Origin of the sequence: Paracoccus aurantiacus (assembly GCF_007993065.1) — a bacterium.
Lineage (GTDB): Bacteria > Pseudomonadota > Alphaproteobacteria > Rhodobacterales > Rhodobacteraceae > Paracoccus > Paracoccus aurantiacus.
This window is the reverse complement of the sequence record NZ_VOPL01000004.1, coordinates 241091-266228: the sequence shown is the minus strand read 5'-3', so window position 1 is coordinate 266228 and position 25138 is coordinate 241091. Positions and strand designations below refer to the sequence as shown.

Genomic DNA, 25138 nt, shown 5'->3' with positions numbered 1-25138 from the left:
TGTGAGCGCTATCCGGGCCAGTTTCTGCAAGTAACATCAGGAGATCCTGCCATGATCCCGCAGACGCAGTCCGAACGCACACGCGCCCTTTGCGCGCTCGCCCCGGTAATTCCGGTGCTGGTCATCGACGACGCCGCTCATGCCGAACGTCTGGCCGAATCGCTTGTCGCGGGTGGCCTGCCCGTGCTGGAGGTCACGTTGCGGACCGAGGCCGCACTTGCCGCCATCAAGGCGATGGCGGGTATCGCGGGCGGCCATGTCGGTGCCGGAACCGTGCTGACGCGAGAGCAGGTCTATCGCGCGAAGGATGCCGGGGCGTCTTTCGCGGTCTCACCGGGTGCGACGGAAACCATCATCCGCGCCTGCGAGGATGCCTCGCTGCCGCTTTTGCCGGGTGCCGTCACCGCCTCGGAGGTCATGCAGGCCAATGAATACGGCTATGACATGCTGAAGTTCTTTCCCGCCTCGACTTCTGGCGGGGCGCCGGCGCTGAAAGCGCTTTCCGCGCCGCTGCCGCATGTCACCTTTTGCCCCACCGGCGGCGTGACACCGCAAAATGCGCTGGATTACCTCTCGCAGCCAAACGTCATCTGCGTCGGTTCAAGCTGGGTCGCGCCAGGCAAGGCTGTCAACGAAGGTGATTGGGCGGGCATCGAAGCGCGCGCCCGCGAGGCATCGCAGCTTAGCGCCGGGTGAGTTGAGCGCGGGACACAATAACGCAAGCCCGGCCATGCGGCGGGCTTGGCACAATGTGATCATCCTCGTTCTCGCGCAGGCGATCATGGGCGCGCAGATGCCCATGATCTTTACGATTGGGGGACTGGCGGGCCAGATGCTGTCGCCGAATCCCTGTTTCGCAACGCTGGCCATTTCCATGATTGTGCTTGGATCAGCGATCAGCGCGCGCCCGCTCTCGGCCTTCATGCAGCGCCATGGCAGACGGGCCGGCTTTCAGATGGCCGCCCTGTCCGGAATGGCCGGCGCAGCGACCGCGGCGCTTGGGCTTTATGCCGGCAGTTTCTCGCTTTATCTGGCCGGCTCTCTCTTGACCGGCGTGTACATGTCATCGCAAGGATTTTTCCGTTTCGCCGCGACAGATACCGCGCCCGAAGCCTTCGCCCCGCGCGCCATAAGCTTCGTGATGGCGGGCGGCCTCGCGTCGGCCTTCGTGGCACTCGGGCTGCTGCGACTGACCGACGGGCTGTCGGCGATTCCGTATCTCTATACATATGCTGCAATCGTCGGCCTGAACCTCATCGGCATGGCATTGTTCGTCGCGCTGGATATCCCGCGACCCGCCGCACGTGACACAGGACTTGCACCAGAGGGGCGCACGACGAGCCAGATCCTGCGCGACCCGGCCATTCTTGTTGCGATGACCTGCGCAATGGTTTCATACGCGCTGATGAACCTCATCATGACCTCGACCCCTCTGGCGATGGTGGGTTGCGGGTTGCGGCAGAGCCAGGCAGGCGATGTCGTCTTTTCGCATGTGCTTGCGATGTTCATTCCCAGCTTTTTTACCGGCCACCTCATCAACCGCTTCGGCGCGGCGCGAATAGTGGGCCTGGGGCTGGTTATTCTGACCTGCGCAGGGGCCGTCGCGCTAAGCGGCGTGGATCTGGGCAACTTCTATGTCGCGCTGATCCTTCTTGGCGTCGGCTGGAACTTTGGCTTTATCGGGGCCACGACAATGCTCTCGCGCGCCCACATGCCCGAGGAGCGGGGGCGCGTGCAGGGCATCAACGATCTGGTCGTCTTCGGGGGTGTTTTCCTTGCATCGCTGTCATCGGGCGGATTGATGAACTGTTCTGGCGCGCTTGATGCATCGGCGGGATGGAGCGCGGTGAACCTCGCGATGGCACCGTTTCTGGTGCTTGCGGGCGGCGCGCTTATCTGGCTGCGCCTGCGCCCGAGATCGGCCTGAGGGGACGGCGGCCTGCGCCGCCAGCCCCTGCACCGGCTTTTCAGTCGGCAGAGGCACGCATTTTCAGAATGTCTTCTGCGAGCGCCCGCGTCGATGGGTCATGATCTGGCGAGGGCTCGCCGTCCAGCAGCGGCGCGACCTTCAGCGCAAGCTCCTTGCCAAGTTCGACACCCCATTGATCGAAGCTGTTGATCCCGAAGATCACGCCTTCGACGAACACCCGATGCTCGTAAAGTGCCACAATCTGGCCAAGCGTGAACGGCGTCAGTTGCGGGATAAGCAGCGTGGTCGACGGGCGGTTGCCCGGAAAAACGCGATGGCGGGCCTGACGTTCAAGTTCGTCGCCTGTCAGACCCTTCTGCTTCATCAGCTCGCGCGCGGCGTCAAGGCTGCGCCCGCGCATCAACGCCTCGGACTGCGCGAGGCAATTCGCCAGCAAAAGCTTGTGGTGATTGTCCAGATCAGGCTCATGGCCGCGGGCGGCGGCGATGAATTCACAAGGCACGATCTGCGTGCCCTGATGGATCAGCTGATAGAAGGCATGCTGGCCATTGGTGCCCGGCTCCCCCCAGACGACCGGACCCGACGGGCGGGTCAGATCCGATCCGTCCATCGCGACACGCTTGCCATTCGATTCCATTTCAAGCTGCTGCAGGTAAGCCGGCAGCCGCGACAGGCGGTTGTCATAGGGCAGCACGGCGCGGGTTGCGAAACCGTTCACCTGATTGTGCCAGATCCCCACAAGTGCCAGCATCACCGGCATGTTCTGCGCCAGCGGCGCGTTACGGAAATGCGCGTCCATCGCGGCACCGCCGCGCAGCACCTCGCGGAAATTGTCAGGCCCGATCGCGAGCATCAGTGAAAGCCCGATAGGGCCCCACATCGAGTAACGTCCGCCGACCCAGTCTTCGAACCCGAAGACACGCGCGCCGTCGATGCCCCATTCGGCCGTCTTGTCGGTGGCCGATGACAGGGCGGCGAATTGCGCCGCCGGATCTTTGACCGAGGCTTTCATCCAGTCCATCGCGGTCTGCGCGTTGGTCATCGTCTCGATCGTGGTGAAGGTCTTCGAGGCAACGATCACAAGCGTTGTCTCCGGGTTCAGCCCGGCCAGCACGTCCGCAATATCGGCCCCATCGACATTCGAGACGAAATGCGTCTTTGGCCCGTCGTGATAGGGCGACAGCGCAATCGTGGCCATCTTCGGTCCAAGGTCCGACCCGCCAATCCCGATATTGACCACATCGGTGATCTTGCCGCCCTGCCCCTTGAAGCTGCCATCGCGCACCGATCTGGCGAAAGCGTCCATTCTTTCCAGGGTCGCAGCGACCTCTGCACTGATATCCTCTCCCTCCACGGTCAGCGGGGTGTCAGGATTACGCAGCGCGGTGTGAAGGACCGAACGGTCCTCCGTCTCGTTGATGCGAGCGCCGGTGAACATCGCCTCGCGCCGCTCGGCGAGATCAGGCGTCAGTTCCAGCAGCGCATCACGCGCGGCGTCGTCGATATTGGTCTTGGAATAGTCGAAGACCAGACCGTCGGCTTCCACACTGAACGCTTTGGCACGATCAGGGTTCTTTTCAAAAAGCTGGGTTATGCGTCGCTCGCCAGATGGGCGAAGCGTCCGCAGGCGGGACCAGACAGGTTCAAGATCAGTCGGCATAATGCACCGTCGCGTCACGAAGAAATGCGGAAATCGGCGCGTCTATCGGGTTCGCGCCGGTGGCGGCTTCAAGGGCGGCGCGCTTCTGCGCCCCCACGATCATGATGTGAATGTTCAGCGCCGATTGCAATGCCGGTGCTGTCAGGGTGATGCGTGGCTCGGCACCGCCAGCCGCTGCCATGACGGGCGGGGCGTCATGCGCCAGAAGCTTGTCCAGACCATCGGCACCGGGAAACAGGCTTGCGGTGTGCATATCGTCGCCCATGCCCAGAACCAGAACCGTTATCGGCAGCAAGGGCCGCAGCCGTTCGGAAAGCGCGGGCGCTGCGCCCTCTGGCGTGGGATCGCCGGTGTAGAGATCAAGATAATTCGCCGAAGCCGCTGGCCCGTTCATCAGCGTTTCGCGCAGCATGGCTGAATTCGAACGCGGGTTGTTTGCAGGCACCCAGCGTTCGTCATTCAGAAAGACGGTGATATTCGCCCAGTCAAGCGGCAGGCCCGACAGCGCCTTGAACATCGGCGCGGGCGTCGATCCGCCGGGCACACACAGGCTGGCCGGGCCGACGGCCTCCAGCTGCTGGCGAAGCTGGCCGGCAATGCGGTCGGCCAGAGACAGCGAAAGCAGTTCCCGGTCGGGATAGGTGACGATCTCTGCACTCATGCCCGGATCTCCCGCCAGCGGCGGTTGTCGCGATGCATGAGGCGCAATGCCTCATCCGGGCCGGAAGAGCCGGGATCGTAAGGCTCGGGCCGCGCCTTGCCCTCCTCCCAGGCCTTGATGATCGGGTCCGCCCAGGCCCAGGCGGCCTCGACCTCGTCGCCGCGCATGAACAGCGTCTGATTTCCGCGGATGACGTCCATGATAAGGCGCTCGTAAGCGTCGGGCATGTCCGCGGCCTCGGTGCCAAGTGCGTCTGCGAAAGACATGTCCAGCGGCACCTGCATCAGACGCATGCCGCCGGGGCCGGGCTCCTTGATCATCACCGTCAGGTCCATGCCCTCATCCGGCTGCAAGCGGATGACAAGCTGGTTCGCCTTCTGGCCGCTTTCGTCAAAGATCGAATGCGGCGGCTCCTTGAAGGTGATAACGATTTCGCTGGTCCGCGCGCGCAGCTTCTTGCCGGTGCGCAGGTAGAACGGCGTGCCCTGCCAGCGCCAGTTCGAAATCCGGACCTTCAGCGCGACATAGCTTTCTGTCCGGCTGGCCGGGTTTTCCGCGTCGTCGATATAGCCGGGATCGCCCCCATCGGCCTGATACTGCCCGCGCACGATTTCTGTTTCAGAAACAGGCTCCAATGCGCGGATAACCTTCAGTTTTTCGTCGCGAACGGCATCCGGGTCGAAATGGTAAGGCGGCTCCATCGCGGTCAGGCACAGAAGCTGCATCAGATGGTTCTGGACCATGTCGCGCATGGCACCGGAATTGTCGTAGTAGCTGCCGCGACCGCCGACACCCACTGTCTCTGACACCGTGATCTGGACGTGATCGACAAACTGCGCATTCCACAGCGGTTCGAACAGGATGTTCGCAAAGCGCACCGCCATCAGGTTCTGAACGGTTTCTTTACCAAGATAGTGGTCGATCCGGTAGATTTGCTTTTCGGCGAAATGCTGGGCAAGGGTGGCATTCAGCGCGCGGGCGGATTCGAGATCGCGGCCAAACGGCTTTTCAACGACGATGCGACTGCTGTCGTCGGCGATGCCGTATTCCGAAAGGCGTTGCGCAAGATCGCCAAACAGCGACGGCGCGACCGAAAAATAGAAGGCGCGCACGACACCGTCGCGCATCCGTTCCTTCAACTGTTCCCAGCCGCCCGTGCCCTTGGCGTCGATGGCGACATAGGAAAGCTGCCCAAGAAACGCGTCGAGCTGGCTTTTGTCCACCTTCGGCGCAAATTCCTCGATCGCCTTGCGTGTCTCGTCACGAAAACCGTCGTCCGTCAGTTCCGAGCGCGCGGCACCGATGATGCGCGCATCCGGCGGCATCTGACCGGCGAGATAGCGGCGATACAGTCCGGGCAGGATTTTACGATGGGCGAGATCGCCAGTGGCGCCGAAGATTACCAGGTCGAAGTCTTCGACGGGGATGGTTCTAACGACCATGGGCACCTCCTTGGTTGGGGATTCACTATCCGATGTTAGCGTTATCAGCAAGCCGGGATGACTCTAGCGGGTGATTGCGCGCCCCAGCCGTGGCAGGCGCGCACGTTTCATCAGGGCGCGGAACTCGATCCCGGCGCCCAGACGATTGGCTTTTTCATGCGCGGCGCGTGCAGCAGCGGTCACGCGGTCAGGGTGTTGCGCCCAAAGACGGGTCAGGAAAGCATCGGGGTGGATTGCCTGCAGGCCGGCCGGCAGCGCGCGTGGCGGGAAGTCGCGCAGGTTCATCGTCACGACCAGATCTGCGCCGGTTTCCAGCGCAGCGGCCAATACATGCAGATCCGCAGGGTCCGGCAGATCGAAACCGCGCGCGCGTTCCTCGTCGCCGGGCGTCAAGGCCTGCGGGAACTGCTCACGCAGAAGCGCTGCTTCCGCGCGGGCTATCTCGGCGTCCTGCGCGCCAAGCTTGCCCGCCGCATGTGTCCATTCGCGCAGGATACGTTCAGACCACACCGGCGTGAACAGGCCAGACACGGCGGTGCCGCACAGGATCTCACGCAGGACCGTGGGGAACAGCACATTGGCGTCCAGAACAGCAATCATCCGTCAAGCCGGAAGAACAGGGCTTTCAGATAGCCAGTCTCGGCCAGTTGCGGCAAGGTTGGATGGTCTGGCCCCGCCTGCCCGGTATGGATCAGTTGCCCACGCCTGCCCCCGCGCCCGATGCCCCGTGCCGATGCACTGCGGAAGCTGGTCAGATCGGCAGCGTGCGAGCAGGAGCAGAGGCCCAGATAGCCGCCCGGCGCGACTAATGGCGCAGCCAGCTTCGCGACACGCTCATAGGCGCGCAGGCCAGCTTCCAGCGCCGGTTTCGACGGCGCGAAAGCGGGTGGATCGCAGATCACCACATCGAACTGACGACCCTCTGCGCCCAATGCCTCCAGCGCGGCAAATGCGTCTTGCTGAATGGTCTCCAGCCGCCCGTCGACACCCATTTCACTTGCGCCGTCGCGCGCAAGCGCAAGCGCCGCGTCCGATCCGTCGATCAGTGTTGCATGGTCCGCCCCTGCGGCAAGCATTGCCAGCCCGAAGCCGCCGACATGGCTGAACACGTCCAGCACCCGGCCAGAGGCAAGGCGCTGCGCGAATGCGTGATTGGGTCGCTGGTCATAGAACAGGCCCGTCTTCTGCCCGCCCATCAGATCGGCCATATAGACCGCGCCGTTCATCGGAACCTTGACAGGCGCATCTGGTGCCGTGCCGGCAATGACCTCCATCCGTTCGTCCAGCCCTTCAAGCCCGCGTGTGCGGCCCTGCCCGTTCAGGATAACCGTGGAAACGCCGGTGACATCGCGCAGCGCTTCGGCAATGTCACCCGCCATGCCGTCGGCCCATGCGGCATTGGGTTGCATCACCGCCGCATCGCCGAAGCGGTCGACGATAAGGCCGGGCAGACCGTCTGCCTCGGCATGGACGAGCCGATAGAAGGGCGCGTCATACAGTCGTTCACGCATCGCCAACGCGCGCGACAACCGTGCGCGCAGCCAATTCCCGTCGATCTGCGCGTCCGGATTGGCATCCATGACACGCCCGATGATCTTGGATTCCGGGTTCACTGTCACAAGCGCCATCGGCTTGCGCTCGGGGTCTTCCAGAACCGCGAAACTGCCCGGCTTTATGGCGCGGGTGCGCCGATCGGTCACCACCTCGTCGGCAAAGACCCAGGGAAAACCGTGGCGGATCGCCTGCGGTTTGGTCTTGGGGCGCAGGCGAATGACGGGTAGCGTGGTCATGGGCGGTCCTTTCAGTCGCCCCGATGTGGCACGCCCCCGCCCCATCGGCAAGAGCGGCCAAGCCCGGTTGTAATGTTAACGCTAACGAACTATACCGGATGAAGAACGCCAGAGGAGGCCAGCCATGACCCTGCACGCCACCATCGACCGTGTGACCGATCGTATCCGCGAACGCTCTCAGCAAACCCGCAGCGCCTATCTGACACGCATGGCCGCCGCGGCCGAGGAAGGCCCGCGCCGTGCGCATCTGTCCTGCGGCAACCAGGCCCACGCCTATGCCGCGATGACAAACAAGGACGAACTGGCCCTGACGCGAAAGCCCAATATCGGCATCGTCACCGCCTATAACGACATGCTGTCCGCGCACCAGCCTTATGAACGCTTCCCGAACCTGATTCGCGCAGCAGCGGAACGTGCGGGCGCGACCGCGCAGGTTGCAGGCGGGGTTCCCGCCATGTGCGACGGGGTCACGCAAGGCCGTCCGGGGATGGAGCTTTCGCTGTTCTCGCGCGATGTCATTGCCTTGGCGGCAGGTGTTGCGATGTCGCACGACACCTTCGATGCGGCGCTTTATCTGGGGGTGTGCGACAAGATCGTGCCGGGTCTGATCATCGCGGCTGGCACCTTTGGGCATGTGCCGTCGGTATTCGTTCCGGCGGGACCAATGCCGTCGGGCCTGCCGAATGACGAGAAATCCAAGGTGCGCCAGCAATTCGCGGCGGGCGAGGTCGGGCGCGACAAGCTGATGGCTGCCGAAATGGCGTCCTATCACTCTCCCGGCACGTGCACCTTTTACGGCACAGCAAACTCCAACCAGATGCTGATGGAGTTCATGGGCCTGCACCTGCCCGGCGCCAGCTTCGTGAACCCCAATACCGACATGCGCGACGCCCTGACCGGTGCCGCGGCAGAACGCGCGGCGGCGATTACCCGGCTGGGCAATGACTATCTCCCGGTGGGCGAAATCCTGGATGAGCGCGCGTTCGTCAACGGTATTGTCGGGCTTATGGCGACGGGCGGCTCCACCAACCTCGTGCTGCATATCCCGGCCATGGCGCGCGCCGCGGGCGTGCTTGTCGATATCGAGGACTTTCACGATATCTCTGACGCCGTGCCGCTTATGGCGCGGGTCTATCCGAACGGGCTGGCCGATGTGAACCATTTCCACGCGGCGGGCGGCCTCGGCTACATGATCCGTCACCTGCTGGAGGCCGGACTGCTGCACGAAGATGTCCGCACCGTCACCGGCGGCGGTCTGGACCGCTACACGACAGAGCCCAAGCTGAAGGAAGGTCGCGTTATCTGGGAGGACGGGCCGAAGGACAGCCTGAATGAAAAGATCCTGCGCCCGGCAACCGATCCCTTCGCCCCCATTGGCGGCCTGAAGCAGCTTCAGGGCAATCTGGGCCGTGGCGTCATCAAGATATCGGCCGTCGCACCAGAGCGTCACATCATCGAAGCGCCCGCCCGCGTCTTTTCCGATCAGGAGCAGGTGAAAGAGGCGTTCAAGGCCGGCGAGTTCACCGAAGACACGATTGTCGTCGTGCGCTTTCAAGGCCCTGCCGCCAACGGAATGCCAGAACTGCATTCGCTGACCCCGATCCTCGCCGTCTTGCAGGATCGCGGGCTTCGTGTGGCGCTTGTGACCGACGGGCGGATGTCGGGGGCTTCCGGCAAGGTGCCTGCGGCGATCCATCTGGCACCCGAGGCCGCAAAGGGCGGGCCGCTCGCCCGCGTCCGGGACGGCGACATGATCCGGCTGGATGCGGTCAACGGCGTGATCGAATGCGAAGCAAAGGATTTCGACAGCCGAGAGCCTGTGACCGCGGATCTGAGCGCGAATCAGTTCGGGATGGGACGCGAGATGTTCGGCCTGTTTCGCGCTGCCGCTGGCGATGCGACCGAAGGTGCTTGCGGGATCGTCTGATCCCCGCCGCCTCCGGTCACCTTGTCAGGCATAGCGTTCAACGGCGACCGCCGTCGCCTCGCCCCCGCCGATGCATAACGAGGCGACGCCGCGATCCATGCCATATGTTTCCAGCGCCGCAAGCAGCGTCACAAGCACACGCGCGCCGGACGCCCCGATAGGATGCCCAAGCGCGCATGCGCCGCCATGGATATTCACCTTGTCATGAGGCAGGTGCAGGTCGTGCATGGCGGCCATTGTGACGACGGCGAATGCCTCGTTGATCTCGAACAGATCGACCTCGGGAAAGGTCCAGTCCACACGCTCGATCAGCTTTTTCATCGCGCCGATGGGCGCGGTCGGAAATTTTCCCGGTTCGGCCGCATGGCTGGCATGACCGCGAATGATGCCGCGCGGAACGAGGCCACGCTTCTTGGCTTCGCTTAGCCGCATCAACAAAAGGGCCGCCGCGCCATCCGAAATTGACGAGCTGTTTGCCGCCGTCACCGTGCCTCCATTGCGGAAGGCCGGCTTCAGGTCACGGATTTTTTCAGGGTTCGCCTTGCCGGGTTGCTCGTCCGTATCGACCGTCACCTCGCCTTTACGGGTCTGCACCGTGACCGGCGCGATTTCCGCACGGAACCTGCCCCCGGTGATCGCTTCATTCGCGCGCGCCAGCGAGGCGATGGCGAAATCATCCTGCTTTTCACGGCTGAAACCGTAAGCTTCGGCGCAATCCTCGGCAAATGTTCCCATCAGACGGCCCTTGTCATAAGCGTCCTCCAGACCGTCGAGGAACATGTGGTCCATCACCTGCCCGTGCCCCATGCGCATCCCCGCACGTGCCTTTGGAAGCAGATACGGCGCGTTCGACATGCTTTCCATGCCGCCTGCCACTACGATATCGGAACTGCCCGCCATGATCGCGTCATGGCCCTGCATGACCGCCTTCATCCCCGATCCGCACATCTTGTTGATCGTCGTTGCACAGGCACTTACAGGCAGCCCGGCGTGAAGCGCGGCCTGTCTTGCGGGCGCCTGTCCCTGCCCGGCAGGCAGCACGCATCCCATGATGACCTCTTGCACATCGCCGGGGCTGACCCCGCCGCGCTCCAATGCGGCGCGAATGGCTGTCGCGCCAAGATCTGCTGCGGTGACACCCGCGAAATCGCCCTGAAATCCCCCCATTGGGGTGCGGGCGAAATCGACGATAACAACTGGATCTTCGTTCGACATGTGGTTCCTCCCTTCCACGTTCCGGACGATCAGCTTTCCTGCGGCTCGCCGAAACGGCTGAGCATCCGGCCTTTGATCTGATCGCGCGCCTCGCGATACTTCTGCAGCACTGCCTCGCGCCCCTCGGCCAGCCCGGTCGGGTCCATGACCGGCCAGTATTCTATCTCCAGATGCGCGTGCCGCGTCAGTTCCATCGCCTGCCGCTGCGACGCGGGCGAAAGCGCCACGATCAGGTCGAAACTGCCGAGATCATCGCCCCAGCTCTGCATTTCCTCGAAACTGCGCGAGCGGTGGCGCGACAGCTCAATCCCAAGCTCGGCGCAGACCGCCACCGCAAAACCGTCGATCTCCAGATCGTTCCTGACACCAGCGGATTGAACATAAGCCGCGCGGCCATAGAATTTTTTCATCATCCCCTCGGCCATGGGCGAGCGGACAGCGTTGTGATCGCAGCAGAACAGGACAGAATGTGGGATCGTCCCGGCCATGTCAGCCTTGCGGGATAAGCGCGCAGATCAGTGTGAAAAGGCGGCGGGCAGTGTCGATATCGACATCGGCCTTGCCTTCCAGCCTTTCCTGAAGCGTGCGCGCGCCCTCGTTATGGATGCCACGCCGGGCCATGTCGATCGCCTCGATCTGGGCAGGAGGCATCGTTTTGACCGCATCATAATAGCTGGCGCAGATCTGGAAATAATCCTTCATGACCTGCCGGAACGGACCCAGCGAAAGATGGAATTCGGCCACCTTCTCGCCCGCTTCCTGCGAAATGTCGAAAACCAGACGCCCGTCGCGCAACCCGAGGCGCAGGGCATAGGGGCCGGGTGGTGCGGGCTGGCCATCACGGCCCGGCAGGTCGAAATTGTTATCCTCCAGCAGATCATAGGCCGCGACCTTGCGCTCCTGCAGGATGATTTCTGACGCAGGCGGTGCCGCGCTGTCGTCGATGCTGATCTTGGAGATATGGTTCATGCACCGCTCCTTTCATTCAACTGTGTCAGGCGCGCAGCGACCGAAAGGCCATGCGCCTGCAGACCTTCGGATTGCGCCAATGTCACGGCGGCGGGACCGATCGCGGCAAGCGCTCCGGGGGTAAGACGCGCCAGAGTCGTGCGCTTGATGAAATCCATCACCGAAAGCCCCGAGGAAAACCGGGCAGAGCGCGCCGTTGGCAGAACATGGTTCGGACCACTGACATAATCGCCGACCGCTTCCGGCGTGTAAGCGCCAAGAAAGATCGCCCCGGCGTGCCGCGTCTTTCGGGCAAGCGCTTCGGGATCGGCCACGCACAGCTCCAGATGTTCGGGCGCGATGCGGTCGGACAGGGCGGCCGCTTCGTCCAGATCGCGCGTGACGATGATCGTGCCGTAATCACGCCAGCTCGCCCCGGCGATTTCAGCACGTTCCAGCGTCGGGACAAGACGCGCGACAGAAGCGGCGACGGAATCCGCCATCGTGGGATCAGGCGTAATCAGGATCGACTGGGCATCCGCGTCATGTTCGGCCTGCGCCATCAGATCCATTGCCAGCCAGTCCGCATTCTGGTCGCCATCGGCGATTATCAGAACCTCGGAGGGGCCAGCAATCATGTCGATGCCGACCTTGCCGAACACCTGCCGCTTGGCGGCGGCGACATAGGCATTCCCCGGCCCGGTAATCTTGTCCACCGGCGCGATCGTGGACGTGCCATATGCCAGGGCGGCAATTGCCTGCGCGCCACCGACGCGATAGATCTCGTCGACATTCGCAAGCTTGCAGGCCAGCAGGACCAGCGGATTGACCACACCGCCCGGCGTCGGCACGCAGACCACCAGTCGCTCTACGCCTGCAACCCGCGCCGGGATCGCATTCATCAGAACCGAGGACGGATAGCTCGCCTGCCCGCCGGGAACATAAAGGCCCGCCGCCGAAACCGCCGTCCATCGCCAGCCGAGTGTCGCACCGTCCGCATCCGTGAAGCTTTCATCCTGCGGGACCTGGCGCGAATGATACGCCCGGATGCGTTCGGCAGCGAGTTCAAGAGCCGTGCGTTCCTGCGCCGAAATCTTCGCGATCTCTGCCTCGATCTCAGCGTCCGAAAAACGCAGCGTGTCAGGGGTCAGTTCAAGGCGGTCGAAGCGCGCGGTATAGTCGATCAGCGCCGCATCGCCCCGCGCCCGCAGGTCAGCGATGATCGCGGAAACCGTCTCGCCCACATCTGCTGAATCCTCTCGCTTGGCCGAAAGCATCGCGACGAAGCGCTGCTCAAAATCGGGGGCGTCGGTATACAGGGTCACGGGCATTGGCGGCTCCTTCTGCGGGAAATCTGTAACGGGCTGCCCGGCCATGCTCAAGCGCGCAACTGTCCGATGCGGTCGCGAATGCGCGCATGCAGGGGCGGTTTCAGCATCATGCGCATCTCGATTTCCCAGAAACCCCGCTCGTTCAGCATCGGTGGCCCGCCGGTCGGGATGAAACCCGCGCGCCTGTAAAGCGCCTGTGCGGGATCGTTGTTCTGGCCGACATGCAGGCCCAAACGCGTCATACCGGCGCGTGCAGCATCCCGCGCAAGCTGTGCGAAAATTGCGTCGCTCAGTCCCCTGCCGCGCATGTCCGGTGCGACATAAACCGACATCACCCATCCAAGATCCGGCTCTGCCGGCGAAATATCGCGCTCCCAGCTGGCGACGGCGCGCGGTTCCCCGGGACGCGAACCCGCCGCCCACATCGCGCAGCCCGAAAGCCGGTCCGCGAAGTCCGAGAGCGGCCGATCCTGCCAGTCATCAAGGCTGGAGCCGAATGCTTCAGGCGCGTTTCGCAGCGCCTCAAGCCGGATCGCGCGCCACTCCTCGGCGCGGTCCGGTGTCAGCTGCCACAGGCGGAAATCCGAAGACAGCGGGACGGGCGCCCTCTGGCGCATTCAGGTCTCGTCGTGTCGGGGCTGGTGGCCCGAGACCGCCGCATAAGGCCGCGTCACATCGCGAAGGTCAATCGAGATGCATTCCGCGTCGATCTGGATCGTGCCGTCGCCGGCGAATTCCAGTTGCAGAAGGCCGGTCCCGTCCTCTCCCGGCTGCCAGTTCAACGCCAGAAGCGACAGAACCTCGTCGCGATCCCCGCGGTCAATGCCGTCGCTGCGGATGCCGGTAATGTCGGAAATGACCAGCAACGCGCGGACCCGTTCGAAATCGCGCCCCTCGCGGGCGGCATATTCGGCATCCTCCCAGCGGAAACGGTTGATCAGCATGGCAAGCTGGCGACGCTTCCGGTCGAAGGTCATGTCGCCGCCGGTCAGCACGGCATCCTGCACCAGCATCGAAAGGACCGACACATCTTCGGGCCCTTCGGCGCGCAGCATCAGCGGGCCGGGATCGACATCGGTAAAGCTCGCGTCACTCATCAGGATGGGCCTCCTTTATGCGCTTGATGTTGGCGCCGACGTCACGAAGCTTGCGCACGACGCGCTCGTACCCGCGGTCAAGGTGATAGACGCGGCTGACCACCGTCTCGCCCTCGGCGGCGAGCCCCGCGAGGATCAGGCTGATCGAGGCGCGAAGGTCGGTCGCCATGACCGGTGCGCCGCGAAGCTTCTCGACCCCGTGAACGGTTGCGTGGCCACCATGCACTTCGATGCGCGCGCCCATCCGGGTCAGTTCTGGCGCGTGCATGAAACGGTTCTCGAAGATCTTTTCCTCAAGGACCGAGGTGCCTTCTGCCGTGCACATCAGCGCCATCATCTGCGCCTGGAGGTCGGTCGGAAAGCCCGGAAAGGGTTCCGTGACCACATCGACCGCGCGGACGCGGCCATTCTTGCGGGCGACTTTCACGCCGCGTTCGGTCTGGCTGACGCTGATGCCGGCTTCGTCAAGCTTCTCGGCAAAGGCGCCAATCAGGTCCAGCCGGCCGCCCAGACACTCGACCTCGCCCCCGCAGATCGCGGGCAGCAGCATATAGGTTCCAAGCTCTATCCGGTCGGTGACGACGGGGTGGGTCGCGCCGTGAAGCGACCTGACGCCCTGCACCGTGATCGTTCCGGTCGCCTCGCCCTCGATCTGGGCCCCCATCCGGCGCAGGCATTCGGCAAGATCGACGATCTCTGGCTCGCGCGCGGCGTTCCTGATGACCGTTGTACCGTTTGCCAGAGTCGCCGCCATGAGCGCGTTTTCCGTAGCCCCGACCGAGACGAGCGGAAAGTCGATCACCGCGCCCTTCAATCCGCCAGAGGGCGCTTTGGCATGGACATAGCCTTCGCGCAGATCAAGCTGGGCGCCCATCGCTTCCAGCGCCCGCAGGTGAAGATCGACCGGGCGCGCACCGATCGCGCAACCACCCGGCAATGACACGATCGCCTCGCCGTAACGTGCCAGAAGCGGCCCTAGAACGAGTATGGAGGCGCGCATCTTGCGCACGATCTCGTAATCGGCGGTCTGGCTGGTCAGGTCGTGGCTGGACATCGCCAGAACCTGGCCGTCCTGCATCGAGACGACCTCGGCCCCCAGCGATTGCAGCAGATCCGTCATCGTCTTGATGTCCGACAGACGCGGTGCGTTCGTCAGCGTCAGCGGCTGGTCGGTCAGAAGCGTTGCCGGCATCAGCGTCAGGCAGGCATTCTTGGCGCCGGTTATCGGGATGTCGCCATAAAGCTCGCCACCGCCTTGAACGATGATCTGGTCCATTATTCCTCGCTTTCCGGGGTGCTGTCCGGTTCCGGCGCGCCCTCTTGCTGCTCGCCCTGCGCGGCGCGCGCCCGTGCCTGCGCCTTGCGCCGGGCGAGATTCGCCCTCAGCGCGGCACTCAGCCGATCTTCGCGGGTGGCGGGTTCGCCGGGTTTGCGCGTGCTTGTCATTGCGATCTGTTAACGCTTTGCCAGGCAGAGGTCTAGCGTCGGGTCAACTGACGCAGCATACCGTGCAAGACCTGAACATCGGCCCGCGTCAGCGCCATGCGCGACCACAGGTTGCGCAGGTTAAGCTTCATGGGCGGCGCTTTCTCTGGCGGGAAGAAATACCCCGCCTCATCCAGCTTTGCCTCATAGTGATCGGCGAGTTTCTCGATTTCGATCCGGTCGGCGGCCACCTCTCCTGCCGGACGACGCGCGGTCGGCATCGGCTGCGGCGGCAGGCGGTTCTGCGTCCACTCATATCCCAGAAGCAGCACCGCCTGCCCCAGATTGAGCGAGGGAAAATCCGGGTTCACGGGAACGGTAAGGATCGCATTCGCGCGCGCGATATCATCGTTTTCAAGCCCGGCGCGCTCTGGCCCGAAAATGAATGCCACGCGCCCGCCCTGTTCGATCTCTGCGCGTCCATGTGCGGATGCGGTCGCCGGCGTGAATACGGGCTTAGTCATCTCGCGCCCGCGCGCTGTGGTCGCGAAGGCGTAAGTAACGCCCTCCATCGCCTCGGCGAGCGTGGGGTAAACACGCGCCCGGTCAAGCACCTGTCCCGCCGCCCCAGACGCCATCGCGACCGCGCGCGGGTTCGGCCATCCGTCGCGCGGATCGACGATGCGCATCTCGGTCAGGCCGAAATTCAGCATGGCGCGGGCAGCCGCGCCGATATTGTCGCCCATCTGCGGGCGGGTCAGGATGATGACGGGTTGCGTCGCGGTCGGCGATTCTGGCTGGCTCATGATGGCGCGCTGTTAGCGCCACGCGCGCTGTCCCGCAAGACTCTGGCGCGAGGCGCGGGGCGCTGATATGCGGGTTCGACAAGAAGGAAGCAAGATGACCGACCAGCCCGACGCCCCGACTGCGCCCCAGCTTTACCTGATAACGCCCGTGGGCGCCGAACCCGGCACCTTCGGTCCGATGCTGGCCGAACTGCTGGAACGGTTCGCGCCCGCCTGTATCCGCATTCCGGGCGCAGGCGACGAGGCGCAGCTTGGCCGGATGGCCGACATGGTGCGCGATCTTGCCCATGTCCATGACATTGCCGTGGTCATCGACGACCATGTCCAGATTGCGCAACGCCATGGGCTGGACGGGGTTCACATCACCGGCGGTATCAACAAGGTCCGTCAGGCGCGTCGCGATCTGGGCGCGGATGCGATTGTCGGCGCATTCTGCGCTGCCTCGCGCCACGATGGGATGAGCGCTGCCGAAGCGGGTGCCGATTACGTAAGCTTCGGCCCGGTGGGCGCGACCGGTCTGGGGTCGGGCGAACTTGCCCCGGCTGAGCTTTTCGAATGGTGGTCCGAGATGATCGAGGTGCCGGTCGTGGCCGAGGGAGGACTGGACGCCGCACTGATCGGCAAGCTTGCCCCGATCACCGACTTCTTCGCAATCGGAGCCGAAATCTGGGCCGAGGAAGAGCCGGTGACGGCCTTGTCAGCCCTGTGGCGGTGACCAGAAATCCAACAACAAAAAAGGGGCCTTGCGGCCCCTTTCTCATACGAAATCACGCGATCAGCTGACGCGGGCCTGCGGCTTGGGCTCGGCAACGCGGCGGTTGCGCAGTTCTTCGGCGACCAGAAATGCAAGCTCCAGCGACTGGCTCGCATTCAGCCTCGGGTCACAGGCGGTGTGGTAGCGATCCGAGAGATCTTCGTCGGTCACAGCCCGTACACCGCCCGTACACTCGGTGACGTCCTTGCCGGTCATTTCGAAATGGACCCCGCCCGGTATGGTGCCTTCGGCCTTGTGGACCGCGAAAAACTCGCGCACTTCGCGCAGGATCGAATCGAACTGCCGTGTCTTGTAGCCGGTGGATGACTTGATGACATTTCCATGCATCGGGTCGCAGGACCAGACGACATTCGCGCCTTCTTCCTGAACCGCCTTGATAAGCCGCGGCAGATGATCGCCGACCTTGCCGGCCCCGAAGCGCGCGATCAGGGTCAGGCGACCGGCCTCGTTTTCCGGGTTCAGCTTTTCCATCAGCACTTTCAGATCGTCCGCCGTGGTCGTCGGTCCGGTCTTGAGCCCAATCGGGTTCTGAACACCACGGCAGAATTCGACATGCGCCCCGTCAGGCTGACGTGTGCGGTCGCCGATCCAGATCATGTGACCCGAACCCGCGACAGGAATGCCCGTCGTGGTGTCGATGCGCGACAGCGCCTCTTCATATTCCAGAAGCAGTGCCTCGTGGCTGGTGTAGAATTCGACCTGCCCCAGTTCATGCGCGGTTTCGGCGGTCACACCGGCGGCCTGCATGAATGCCATTGCATCGCTGATCCGGTCCGCAATCGCGCGATAACGCTCTGCCTCGGGGCCAGAGGTGAAATCGGCGATCCAGCTTTGCACGCGATGAATATCGGCATAGCCGCCCGTCGAGAAGGCGCGCAACAGGTTCAGCGATGCCGCAGCCTGCGTATAGGCCGACAGCATCCGCTGCGGATCGGGAATGCGCGCCGCCGCGGTGAAATCGAAGCCGTTGATGATATCGCCGCGATAGCTCGGCAGTTCGACGCCGTCGACCGTTTCCGTGGGCGCACTGCGCGGCTTGGCGAACTGTCCGGCCATGCGGCCGACCTTGACGACCGGAAGCTGAGCGCCCCAAGTCAGCACGACGGCCATTTGAAGCATGACCTTGAAGGTATCGCGAATATTGTCGGCGCTGAATTCACCGAAGCTTTCAGCGCAATCGCCGCCTTGCAGAAGAAATGCACGACCCGCCGCGACATCGGCCAGATGCGCGCGAAGGCGCCGCGCCTCGCCGGCAAAGACGAGCGGCGGGTATTTCGCCAGTTGCGCTTCGACGGCGTTCAGCGCTTCGGCATCGGGATAGTCGGGCATCTGGACGCGCGGATATGCACGCCAGCCAGCCTTGTCCCAGCTTTGGGCGGCGGTCGTCGGGCGCTGTTCCTGCGTCATGGCAGATACTCCTTGGTGTTTCGCGCCCCGTATATAGATGTCGGCGGCAGGAAGGGAAAGACCGCGCGATCGCATGAATTATCATGAAGCAGCAACGATTGCTGGCCGATTTCGCGCGACAATCAACTTTACAAGGGGACTTATGCCCCGATAAGTTCCACTTATGATCAAGACCAACAGGGGATCTAAAATGAAAAAACTGCTTCTCGCGACCGCCGCAACTGCGCTTCTTGCCGGCGCGGCTGGTGCCGAAGAGGTCAAGCTGGGCATGCATCTGGGCTTTACCGGCCCGCTGGAATCCATGGCCCCCGACATCGCCGCTGGCGGCGAGGCGGCTGCCAAGGAAGTCAGCGATTCCGGCAAGTTCATGGACGGCTCGACCGTCGTGACCTCGCGTTCGGACACGACCTGCACTGACGCCGCAGCCAGCGTTGCCGCGGCAGAACGTCAGGTCGCCGATGGCGTCAAGGCGATGGTCGGCGGCCAATGCTCGGGCGAGACAATCGCCGTGCTGGAAAAGGTCGGCATCCCGAACGGCGTGATGATGATCTCGCCCTCGGCGACCTCACCGGCTCTTTCGACCATCGAAGATAACGGCCTGTTCTTCCGCACCGCACCGTCCGACGCCCGTCAGGGCGAGGTCATGGCGCAGCTCGCCAAGGATCAGGGCATCGAATCGGTCGCAATCACCTATACCAACAACGATTACGGCAAAGGGCTGGCCGACAGCTTCCAGGCCGCTTTCGAAAAGCTTGGCGGACAGGTGACGACCTCGGCCGCGCATGACGACGGCAAGGCGGACTATTCTGCCGAAGTCGCGGCACTCGCCTCGGCGGGCGGCGACGCGCTGGCGGTTGTGGGCTATGTCGATCAGGGCGGCTCGGGCATCACGCGCGGCGCGCTCGACACCGGCGCCTTCGACAAATTCATCTTCCCGGACGGCATGATCGGCGACGCGCTTGTTGAGCGTTTCGGCACCGAAATTGACGGCTCGATCGGGATCAACCCGGCAGCCGAAGGCGATGGCCGCGCGAAGTTCGAAGAACTGGCCGCTGCTGCCGGCTTCGATCCTTCGGCCCCCTACTCTGCCGAGGCGTATGACGCGGCTGCACTGATCCTTCTTTCCATGCAGGCCGCCAAGTCGGCAGACCCGGCCGCTGCAAAGGAAAAGGTGATGGAAGTCGCGAACGCACCGGGCGAGCCTGTCCTGCCGGGTGAACTGGCCAAGGGGCTGGAGCTTCTCGCCGCCGGGACCGATATCGACTATGTCGGTGCGTCGTCGGTCGAACTGGTGGAGCCGGGCGAAAGCGCCGGTTCGTTCCGCGAGACGACGATCACGGACGGCAAGCTGGAAGTCGTGGGCTTCCACTGAACTGCCCGCAGCGAATATTGCCCGGCGCTTTGTGCGCCGGGCTTTTTCGTAATGGATAAAAGCGCGAAATCAGATTATATTATAAGCGCTTGTGACTGACACATCATCTTATGCGACAGGGGGCAAGATGATCCGGGTCGAGAACCTGCACAAGAAATTCGGCGGTTTTTCCGCCGTGGACGGCGCCAGCCTTGAAATCCGCACCGGCTCCATCACCGGGCTGATCGGGCCGAACGGGGCCGGAAAATCCACACTGTTCAACGTCATCGCCGGCGTCTACGCACCCACATCGGGTCGCGTCATCATGGATGGAGAAGACATTTCCGGCCTGGCCCCGCACGAGCTGTTTCACAAGGGCCTGCTGCGCACCTTCCAGCTCGCCCATGAATTTTCGTCCATGACGGTGCGCGAGAACCTGATGATGGTCCCCGCCGATCAGAGCGGCGAGCGGATCATCAACACCTGGTTCGGACGCGGCAAGATCCGCGAGCAGGAAGAACAGCTGCGCGCCAAGGCCGACGAGGTTCTGGACTTTCTGACGATCAGCCATGTCGCCGACGAAAAGGCCGGCAACCTGTCAGGCGGTCAGAAAAAGCTGCTGGAGCTGGGGCGCACGATGATGGTCGATGCAAAGGTCGTCTTTCTGGACGAGGTCGGCGCGGGCGTGAACCGGACGCTTCTGGGCACGATCGCCGATGCCATCATCCGGCTGAACAAGGAGCGCGGCTATACGTTCTGCGTGATCGAGCATGACATGGATTTCATCGGAAAGCTGTGCGACCCGGTCATCGTTATGGCCGAAGGCAAGGTTCTTGCCGAGGGTAACGCCGACAGCATCATGCAGAATGAAGCCGTGATCGAGGCCTATCTGGGCCGTGGCCTGAAGAACAAGGAGATGATCGGCGCATGAGCGACAGTGATCCCTTCGGCAAAAGCCGAGATGCGTCCATCGTGAACCAGCACGGGCGCGGCGAAATCGACGGAACGCGTCGGTCAGGCCCGGTCGGTGCCGGAAAGGAAGGCGATCCCTTCCTGATCGGCGAGAACATGACGGGCGGCTATGGCAAAGGCCCCGATATTCTGCACAATTGCACCATCGCCGTCGAAAAAGGCGAGATTGCGGTCATCGTCGGGCCCAATGGTGCCGGCAAGTCGACTGCGATGAAGGCGCTGTTCGGGATGCTGAACCTGCGCGAAGGCTCGATCCGGCTGAACGGGCGTGACATCACTCAGTTGAACCCGCAGGACCGTGTGAAGGCGGGCATGGGCTTCGTGCCGCAGGTCAACAATATCTTCCCTTCGATGACCGTCGAAGAGAATCTGGAAATGGGCGCCTTCATCCGCGATGACGACATTCGCGAGACGATGGAGCAGGTCTATGACCTGTTCCCCGCCGTCGCCGACAAGCGCAAGCAGGCGGCCGGCGAACTGTCGGGCGGTCAGCGCCAGCAGGTTGCCGTCAGCCGCGCGCTGATGACGCGGCCCAGCCTTCTCATGCTCGACGAACCAACCGCGGGCGTCAGCCCCATTGTCATGGACGAGCTTTTCGACCGCATCATCGCCATCGCGCGGGGCGGCCTGCCGGTGCTGATGGTCGAACAGAACGCCAAGCAGGCGATGAACATCGCCGACAAGGCCTATGTGCTGGTCCAGGGCGCGAATGCCCATACCGGGACCGGCAAGGAACTTATGGAAAACGACGAGGTGCGACGCACCTTCCTGGGAGGTTAAACCCATGAAATTCCCGCTGATCGCCGCCGTTGCGCTGATCGCCGCCCTGCCCGTCTTCGCGCAGGATGCGGCCCCTGATGAAGCGCTGCCGCCGGCCGAAACCGATATTCTGCCGCCGGGTGGCGACGCCCCGGTCGATGAAATTCCGCCGATTGCCGATGTGGCACCCGATGGTGGCAGCCCGGATGCCACGGCAATCGACATGGCCTGCACCTTCGAAACCGAGTGCAATGACGCTGAATGCGCATCGTCCGGGTATCAGGGCCGGCTGACAATCATCAGTGATGGTGCGGGTCTGGCCGAGGGCGAATGGGCTGATCCGTCCGAAACGATCTCGCTGTCGGCGATCGTGACGAATGGAACGGTTCTCGCATCTTCCTCGGGGAGCGAGACCGGCAAGCAGCGCCTGCTGACGGTTCTTCCGGACGGCAAGGCGCGATTCACCACCCATCTGACCGACCCGATCATGGCGATCACCTATATCGGTTCCTGCGAGGTCGCCAAGTAATGGATCTTCTCAACGCCCTCGTGGCCTTTCTGAATTTCGTTTTCATCCCCGCCGCCGCTTACGGCGCACAGTTGGCGCTCGGCGCGCTTGGGGTGACGCTGATCTACGGCATCCTTCGCTTCTCGAACTTTGCGCATGGCGACACGATGGCCTTCGGGACCGCCATTACAATCATGGCGACCTGGGCGCTTCAGGCGATTGGCATCAGCCTCGGGCCGATCCCGACGGCGCTGCTGGCGCTGCCCATCGGAATCGCGGGTTGCGCGCTGATGGTGCTTGGCACCGATCGCATCGTCTATCGCTTTTACCGCAAGAAGAAATCCGATCCGATCATTCTGGTCATGGCATCTGTCGGCGTGATGTTCATCATGAACGGCCTGACCCGGATTCTGATCGGGGTGGACGAGATCCGTTTCGATGATGGCGCGCGCTTTGTCATCGACGTGCGCAGCTTCCGGGAATGGAGCGGCCTGTCAGAAGGTCTGGCCCTGCGCACAACGCAGCTGATTACCGTCATCGTGGCGGTGCTGGTCGTCTGGGCGCTGTTCTGGTTCCTGAACCGCACCAAATCGGGGAAAGCCATGCGCGCCTATTCCGATAACGAGGATCTGGCGCTGCTGTCTGGCATCGACCCAGAACAGGTCGTGCGCCTGACATGGATCATCGCTGCGGCGCTGATGACCATTGCCGGGACGCTTTACGGTCTCGACAAGGCGTTCAAGCCCTTCAACTACTTCCAGATTCTGCTGCCGATCTTTGCCGCCGCCATTGTTGGCGGTCTGGGCAGCCCGATCGGCGCGATTGCGGGCGGCTTCATCGTCGCATTCTCGGAAGTCGCGATCACCTACCCGTGGAAGAAAGTCGCGGGTCATCTGGGCTTCCAGTCAGACGGCCTGCTGCAACTGATGTCGACCGAATACAAGTTCGCCGTCAGCTTCGTCATCCTCATCATCGTCCTGCTGTTCCGGCCAACTGGCCTGTTCCGCGGCAAATCCGTGTAAGGAGGACTGCGATATGGCAACCTCTCGTCAGGCAGAAGCCTCCAGCAAGTGGCGCGCGCCCGTTCTGTTCATCGTGCTCGCCATTCTGTTCATCCTTGAAGGCACGACGCGAAATGCGCTGTTCACCGGCTCGTGGAACACTTCGCTCGCCATTCTGAACATGGGCCTGATCTCTGCGGTCACCGCGCTCGGTCTGAATATGCAATGGGGCTATGCGGGGCTTTTCAACTCTGGTGTGGTCGGTTTCGTGGCGCTTGGCGGCCTGGCGCCGGTGCTGATCTCGGTTGCGCCGGTCGAAGGCGGCTGGGGGGCGGGCGGTCTGCGCATCATCCTTGCGCTGATTGTCGGCCTTGGCACGCTTGTTCTTGCCGCTGTCGTGTGGCGGCGCGTGCAACGCAAGCTGCGCGTGCTTGCGCTGCTGGCGGTGCTGATCGTGGGTTTCGCCGCCTATCGCTGGCTGTTCGATCCTGCCGTTGACGCGATCGAGGCGAACCAGGCAGCGCAGTTCGGGAATCTCGGCGGGCTTGGCCTTCCTGTGCTTCTGTCCTGGCCTGTCGGCGCGCTGTTTGCCGCAGCGGCCGCATGGGGCGTCGGCAAGGTCGCGCTCGGTCTGCGCTCGGACTATCTGGCAATTGCGACGCTTGGCATCGGCGAGATCATCGTCGCCGTTCTGAAGAACGAGGAATGGCTGGCGCGCGGCGTGAAGAACGTGACCTCGATCCCGCGCCCGGTCCCCTATGAAATCGCGCTTCAGCGTGATCCCGCCTTTATCGAAAGGGCGCAGAACTGGGGCATGTCCGTGGCCGAGCTTTCGGGCATCTGGGTCAAGCTGTGCTACGCGGGTCTGTTTGGCGCGGTGCTGCTTTTGCTGATCCTGCTGGCAGAGCTTGCGCTGAAATCACCCTGGGGCCGGATGATGCGCGCCATCCGTGACAATGAAACCGCGGCAGAAGCGATGGGCAAGGACGTCACGGGCCGGCATCTGCAGATCTTCGTGATCGGATGTGCGGTCATGGGCCTCGCCGGCGCGATGATGATCACCCATGACGGGCTGATGGCCCCGACCCAGTATAACCCGCTGCGCTATACCTTCGTGATCTGGGTCATGGTGATTGTCGGCGGGTCCGGGAACAACTGGGGCGCAGCGCTTGGCGGTATCCTGATCTGGTTCCTGTGGATCAAGGCTGAAAGCTGGGGGCCGCAGCTGATCTCGCTTCTGACCAGCCCGCTGCCAGCCGGAGCGGTGAAGCAGCATCTGCTGGAAAGCTCGCCGCATATGCGTTTCATCGCGATGGGCCTTATCCTGCTGCTGGTCCTGCGGTTCTCGCCCCGTGGTCTGGTGCCCGAGAAATAGGCGCTGCCACGATTGCCGATGCAAAAAGGGGCCTCGCGGCCCCTTTTTTATGAACTGCGCAAGCTGTTCAGCCGCAATGGTCTGCAAGGACCAGCGACCACCAATAGGTGCCGCCAGACTGAACCACGCCAACGCCCGCGTCATCGAACTTGTTGTGGACGAGGATCTCCTGATCGGGCTTGTAACCCATCCAGCGCGACATCTGGCTGTAATCATCGCCAGCGCGCCCGATAAGCTGGGCGGATGAACAGGCCGTATATTCCACGGCACGAACGCGATTCACCACGGAAGAGCCGTTCGAACCCGCGACTGTCAGCCTGTTCATGCTGGCCATGTCGCACGCATGGGCTTGCGCTGCGAAAGCCAGATTTTCCTTGAACTTCAATGGAGAGCGCCCAAGCCGCACACGCTCGGCATTCACCTGTTCCTCAAGGCGGGCGATCATCGCCGGGTCGGGCGCGGCGCAGACCGGGGCCAGTTCCTCGACCGCCGGTTCGGGCAGAGATTGGTCGGCAACGGCCACAATCGGGATGGGCCGGTCGGTATCGCCGGCCGCTGAAAAGCGGTCACAGGCGGTCAGGGCAAGCACTGCGGTCAGGGCTGCCGCCGACGTTACCAGAAGCGGGGGGCGAAACATGCCAATCTCCTGCGTTTGAAGTCATTGTTAAGGCGCGTTAAATTGCAACGCCGCATAGGAAGATCGGGTTCCCGTCGTCTCACGCAGCGCCCACGCTCTTGCCTTGATGGACAGCGCGCCG

The 25138-nt window shown here is 63.2% G+C and carries 26 protein-coding genes; 10 read left to right on the top strand and 16 right to left on the bottom strand.

Annotated elements, in window-relative coordinates:
- Positions 1–51: 51 nt before the first annotated feature.
- Positions 52–696, top strand: a complete 645-nt coding sequence (gene eda / locus FQV27_RS11850) for a bifunctional 4-hydroxy-2-oxoglutarate aldolase/2-dehydro-3-deoxy-phosphogluconate aldolase (RefSeq protein ID WP_147098711.1) — start codon at positions 52–54, stop codon at positions 694–696.
- Positions 697–730: 34 nt separating this feature from the next.
- Positions 731–1927: an MFS transporter gene (locus FQV27_RS11845; RefSeq protein ID WP_147098707.1), complete on the top strand. Its 1197-nt coding sequence runs from the start codon at positions 731–733 to the stop codon at positions 1925–1927.
- A 40-nt stretch (positions 1928–1967) separates the two neighbouring features.
- On the opposite strand, the gene pgi is transcribed toward FQV27_RS11845, so the two are convergent.
- From pgi to FQV27_RS11820, 5 genes are all read right to left on the bottom strand, one after another.
- Positions 1968–3590, bottom strand: coding sequence for a glucose-6-phosphate isomerase (gene pgi / locus FQV27_RS11840; protein WP_147098704.1), 1623 nt, complete (start codon positions 3588–3590; stop codon positions 1968–1970).
- A complete protein-coding gene (gene pgl, locus FQV27_RS11835) occupies positions 3580–4251 on the bottom strand; it encodes a 6-phosphogluconolactonase (RefSeq protein WP_147098702.1) in 672 nt (223 codons plus the stop codon). The genes pgi and pgl overlap by 11 nt, the downstream gene beginning before the upstream one ends.
- A complete protein-coding gene (gene zwf / locus FQV27_RS11830; RefSeq protein ID WP_147098699.1) occupies positions 4248–5693 on the bottom strand; it encodes a glucose-6-phosphate dehydrogenase in 1446 nt (481 codons plus the stop codon). The genes pgl and zwf overlap by 4 nt, the downstream gene beginning before the upstream one ends.
- Positions 5694–5756: 63 nt before the next feature.
- Entirely contained in the window at positions 5757–6293 is a 537-nt protein-coding gene (locus FQV27_RS11825) for an RSP_2648 family PIN domain-containing protein (protein ID WP_147098696.1), read from the bottom strand.
- On the bottom strand, positions 6290–7483 hold the full coding sequence (locus FQV27_RS11820; protein WP_147098693.1) for an RSP_2647 family RNA methyltransferase: 1194 nt from the start codon (positions 7481–7483) through the stop codon (positions 6290–6292). Before FQV27_RS11820 ends, FQV27_RS11825 begins: the two co-directional genes overlap by 4 nt.
- Positions 7484–7607: 124 nt before the next feature.
- Between FQV27_RS11820 and edd the strand changes: the two genes are divergently transcribed.
- A complete protein-coding gene (gene edd, locus FQV27_RS11815; protein ID WP_147098690.1) occupies positions 7608–9410 on the top strand; it encodes a phosphogluconate dehydratase in 1803 nt (600 codons plus the stop codon).
- Between the two features lie 24 nt (positions 9411–9434).
- Here edd and FQV27_RS11810 read toward each other — a convergent pair whose 3' ends face one another.
- From FQV27_RS11810 to FQV27_RS11775, 9 genes are read right to left on the bottom strand one after another with little or no spacing between them, the layout of a single operon-like run.
- Positions 9435–10625 carry an acetyl-CoA C-acyltransferase gene (locus tag FQV27_RS11810; RefSeq protein WP_147098687.1) on the bottom strand — a complete coding sequence of 397 codons (1191 nt, stop codon included), beginning with the start codon at positions 10623–10625 and terminating at the stop codon, positions 9435–9437.
- A 29-nt stretch (positions 10626–10654) separates the two neighbouring features.
- On the bottom strand, positions 10655–11113 hold the full coding sequence (locus tag FQV27_RS11805) for an arsenate-mycothiol transferase ArsC (RefSeq protein ID WP_147098683.1): 459 nt from the start codon (positions 11111–11113) through the stop codon (positions 10655–10657).
- 1 nt (position 11114) lies between these two features.
- Complete coding sequence (locus FQV27_RS11800; RefSeq protein ID WP_147098680.1) at positions 11115–11594, bottom strand: UPF0262 family protein; 480 nt, start codon at positions 11592–11594, stop codon at positions 11115–11117.
- Positions 11591–12904, bottom strand: coding sequence for a histidinol dehydrogenase (gene hisD / locus FQV27_RS11795; RefSeq protein ID WP_147098678.1), 1314 nt, complete (start codon positions 12902–12904; stop codon positions 11591–11593). The genes FQV27_RS11800 and hisD overlap by 4 nt, the downstream gene beginning before the upstream one ends.
- A 47-nt stretch (positions 12905–12951) precedes the next feature.
- Entirely contained in the window at positions 12952–13521 is a 570-nt protein-coding gene (locus FQV27_RS11790) for a GNAT family N-acetyltransferase (RefSeq protein ID WP_147098676.1), read from the bottom strand.
- Positions 13522–14001 carry a DUF2948 family protein gene (locus tag FQV27_RS11785; RefSeq protein ID WP_147098674.1) on the bottom strand — a complete coding sequence of 160 codons (480 nt, stop codon included), beginning with the start codon at positions 13999–14001 and terminating at the stop codon, positions 13522–13524.
- A complete protein-coding gene (gene murA, locus FQV27_RS11780; protein ID WP_147098672.1) occupies positions 13994–15277 on the bottom strand; it encodes a UDP-N-acetylglucosamine 1-carboxyvinyltransferase in 1284 nt (427 codons plus the stop codon). The genes FQV27_RS11785 and murA overlap by 8 nt, the downstream gene beginning before the upstream one ends.
- Entirely contained in the window at positions 15277–15447 is a 171-nt protein-coding gene (locus tag FQV27_RS18890; RefSeq protein WP_186827290.1) for a hypothetical protein, read from the bottom strand. Before FQV27_RS18890 ends, murA begins: the two co-directional genes overlap by 1 nt.
- 32 nt (positions 15448–15479) lie before the next feature.
- Positions 15480–16232 (bottom strand): RNA methyltransferase, encoded by a 753-nt coding sequence (locus tag FQV27_RS11775; RefSeq protein ID WP_147098670.1) that lies wholly within the window; start codon positions 16230–16232, stop codon positions 15480–15482.
- A 94-nt stretch (positions 16233–16326) separates the two neighbouring features.
- Here FQV27_RS11775 and FQV27_RS11770 point away from each other — a divergent pair, with 94 nt between their 5' ends.
- On the top strand, positions 16327–16947 hold the full coding sequence (locus FQV27_RS11770) for a thiamine phosphate synthase (protein WP_147098669.1): 621 nt from the start codon (positions 16327–16329) through the stop codon (positions 16945–16947).
- A 60-nt stretch (positions 16948–17007) separates the two neighbouring features.
- Here FQV27_RS11770 and FQV27_RS11765 read toward each other — a convergent pair whose 3' ends face one another.
- The gene (locus FQV27_RS11765) at positions 17008–18414 is read right to left on the bottom strand and encodes a class II 3-deoxy-7-phosphoheptulonate synthase (RefSeq protein ID WP_147098667.1); all 1407 of its coding nucleotides are present in this window, start codon (positions 18412–18414) and stop codon (positions 17008–17010) included.
- A gap of 190 nt (positions 18415–18604) precedes the next feature.
- Here FQV27_RS11765 and FQV27_RS11760 point away from each other — a divergent pair, with 190 nt between their 5' ends.
- The 6 genes from FQV27_RS11760 to FQV27_RS11735 all read left to right on the top strand — a co-directional run bounded on the left by FQV27_RS11760 (position 18605) and on the right by FQV27_RS11735 (position 24380).
- Complete coding sequence (locus tag FQV27_RS11760) at positions 18605–19786, top strand: ABC transporter substrate-binding protein (RefSeq protein WP_147098665.1); 1182 nt, start codon at positions 18605–18607, stop codon at positions 19784–19786.
- A gap of 127 nt (positions 19787–19913) precedes the next feature.
- Positions 19914–20696, top strand: coding sequence for an ABC transporter ATP-binding protein (locus tag FQV27_RS11755; protein ID WP_147098663.1), 783 nt, complete (start codon positions 19914–19916; stop codon positions 20694–20696).
- A complete protein-coding gene (locus FQV27_RS11750) occupies positions 20693–21517 on the top strand; it encodes an ABC transporter ATP-binding protein (RefSeq protein ID WP_186827289.1) in 825 nt (274 codons plus the stop codon). Before FQV27_RS11755 ends, FQV27_RS11750 begins: the two co-directional genes overlap by 4 nt.
- Positions 21518–21521: 4 nt before the next feature.
- Complete coding sequence (locus FQV27_RS11745) at positions 21522–22025, top strand: hypothetical protein (protein ID WP_147098661.1); 504 nt, start codon at positions 21522–21524, stop codon at positions 22023–22025.
- Entirely contained in the window at positions 22025–23026 is a 1002-nt protein-coding gene (locus FQV27_RS11740; protein ID WP_147098659.1) for a branched-chain amino acid ABC transporter permease, read from the top strand. Before FQV27_RS11745 ends, FQV27_RS11740 begins: the two co-directional genes overlap by 1 nt.
- A gap of 13 nt (positions 23027–23039) precedes the next feature.
- Positions 23040–24380: a branched-chain amino acid ABC transporter permease gene (locus FQV27_RS11735; RefSeq protein WP_147098657.1), complete on the top strand. Its 1341-nt coding sequence runs from the start codon at positions 23040–23042 to the stop codon at positions 24378–24380.
- A 67-nt stretch (positions 24381–24447) separates the two neighbouring features.
- Here the strand turns inward: FQV27_RS11735 and FQV27_RS11730 are convergent, their stop codons facing one another.
- Positions 24448–25017 (bottom strand): CAP domain-containing protein, encoded by a 570-nt coding sequence (locus FQV27_RS11730; RefSeq protein ID WP_147098655.1) that lies wholly within the window; start codon positions 25015–25017, stop codon positions 24448–24450.
- Positions 25018–25138: the final 121 nt, after the last annotated feature.

Bases quoted from the DNA above. Each gene is read 5' to 3' on its own strand.
- eda (WP_147098711.1), top strand. From the start codon at position 52: ATGATCCCGCAGACGCAGTCCGAACGCACACGCGCCCTTTGCGCGCTC.
- FQV27_RS11845 (WP_147098707.1), top strand. From the start codon at position 731: ATGCGGCGGGCTTGGCACAATGTGATCATCCTCGTTCTCGCGCAGGCG.
- pgi (WP_147098704.1), bottom strand. From the start codon at position 3,590: ATGCCGACTGATCTTGAACCTGTCTGGTCCCGCCTGCGGACGCTTCGC.
- pgl (WP_147098702.1), bottom strand. From the start codon at position 4,251: ATGAGTGCAGAGATCGTCACCTATCCCGACCGGGAACTGCTTTCGCTG.
- zwf (WP_147098699.1), bottom strand. From the start codon at position 5,693: ATGGTCGTTAGAACCATCCCCGTCGAAGACTTCGACCTGGTAATCTTC.
- FQV27_RS11825 (WP_147098696.1), bottom strand. From the start codon at position 6,293: ATGATTGCTGTTCTGGACGCCAATGTGCTGTTCCCCACGGTCCTGCGT.
- FQV27_RS11820 (WP_147098693.1), bottom strand. From the start codon at position 7,483: ATGACCACGCTACCCGTCATTCGCCTGCGCCCCAAGACCAAACCGCAG.
- edd (WP_147098690.1), top strand. From the start codon at position 7,608: ATGACCCTGCACGCCACCATCGACCGTGTGACCGATCGTATCCGCGAA.
- FQV27_RS11810 (WP_147098687.1), bottom strand. From the start codon at position 10,625: ATGTCGAACGAAGATCCAGTTGTTATCGTCGATTTCGCCCGCACCCCA.
- FQV27_RS11805 (WP_147098683.1), bottom strand. From the start codon at position 11,113: ATGGCCGGGACGATCCCACATTCTGTCCTGTTCTGCTGCGATCACAAC.
- FQV27_RS11800 (WP_147098680.1), bottom strand. From the start codon at position 11,594: ATGAACCATATCTCCAAGATCAGCATCGACGACAGCGCGGCACCGCCT.
- hisD (WP_147098678.1), bottom strand. From the start codon at position 12,904: ATGCCCGTGACCCTGTATACCGACGCCCCCGATTTTGAGCAGCGCTTC.
- FQV27_RS11790 (WP_147098676.1), bottom strand. From the start codon at position 13,521: ATGCGCCAGAGGGCGCCCGTCCCGCTGTCTTCGGATTTCCGCCTGTGG.
- FQV27_RS11785 (WP_147098674.1), bottom strand. From the start codon at position 14,001: ATGAGTGACGCGAGCTTTACCGATGTCGATCCCGGCCCGCTGATGCTG.
- murA (WP_147098672.1), bottom strand. From the start codon at position 15,277: ATGGACCAGATCATCGTTCAAGGCGGTGGCGAGCTTTATGGCGACATC.
- FQV27_RS18890 (WP_186827290.1), bottom strand. From the start codon at position 15,447: ATGACAAGCACGCGCAAACCCGGCGAACCCGCCACCCGCGAAGATCGG.
- FQV27_RS11775 (WP_147098670.1), bottom strand. From the start codon at position 16,232: ATGAGCCAGCCAGAATCGCCGACCGCGACGCAACCCGTCATCATCCTG.
- FQV27_RS11770 (WP_147098669.1), top strand. From the start codon at position 16,327: ATGACCGACCAGCCCGACGCCCCGACTGCGCCCCAGCTTTACCTGATA.
- FQV27_RS11765 (WP_147098667.1), bottom strand. From the start codon at position 18,414: ATGACGCAGGAACAGCGCCCGACGACCGCCGCCCAAAGCTGGGACAAG.
- FQV27_RS11760 (WP_147098665.1), top strand. From the start codon at position 18,605: ATGAAAAAACTGCTTCTCGCGACCGCCGCAACTGCGCTTCTTGCCGGC.
- FQV27_RS11755 (WP_147098663.1), top strand. From the start codon at position 19,914: ATGATCCGGGTCGAGAACCTGCACAAGAAATTCGGCGGTTTTTCCGCC.
- FQV27_RS11750 (WP_186827289.1), top strand. From the start codon at position 20,693: ATGAGCGACAGTGATCCCTTCGGCAAAAGCCGAGATGCGTCCATCGTG.
- FQV27_RS11745 (WP_147098661.1), top strand. From the start codon at position 21,522: ATGAAATTCCCGCTGATCGCCGCCGTTGCGCTGATCGCCGCCCTGCCC.
- FQV27_RS11740 (WP_147098659.1), top strand. From the start codon at position 22,025: ATGGATCTTCTCAACGCCCTCGTGGCCTTTCTGAATTTCGTTTTCATC.
- FQV27_RS11735 (WP_147098657.1), top strand. From the start codon at position 23,040: ATGGCAACCTCTCGTCAGGCAGAAGCCTCCAGCAAGTGGCGCGCGCCC.
- FQV27_RS11730 (WP_147098655.1), bottom strand. From the start codon at position 25,017: ATGTTTCGCCCCCCGCTTCTGGTAACGTCGGCGGCAGCCCTGACCGCA.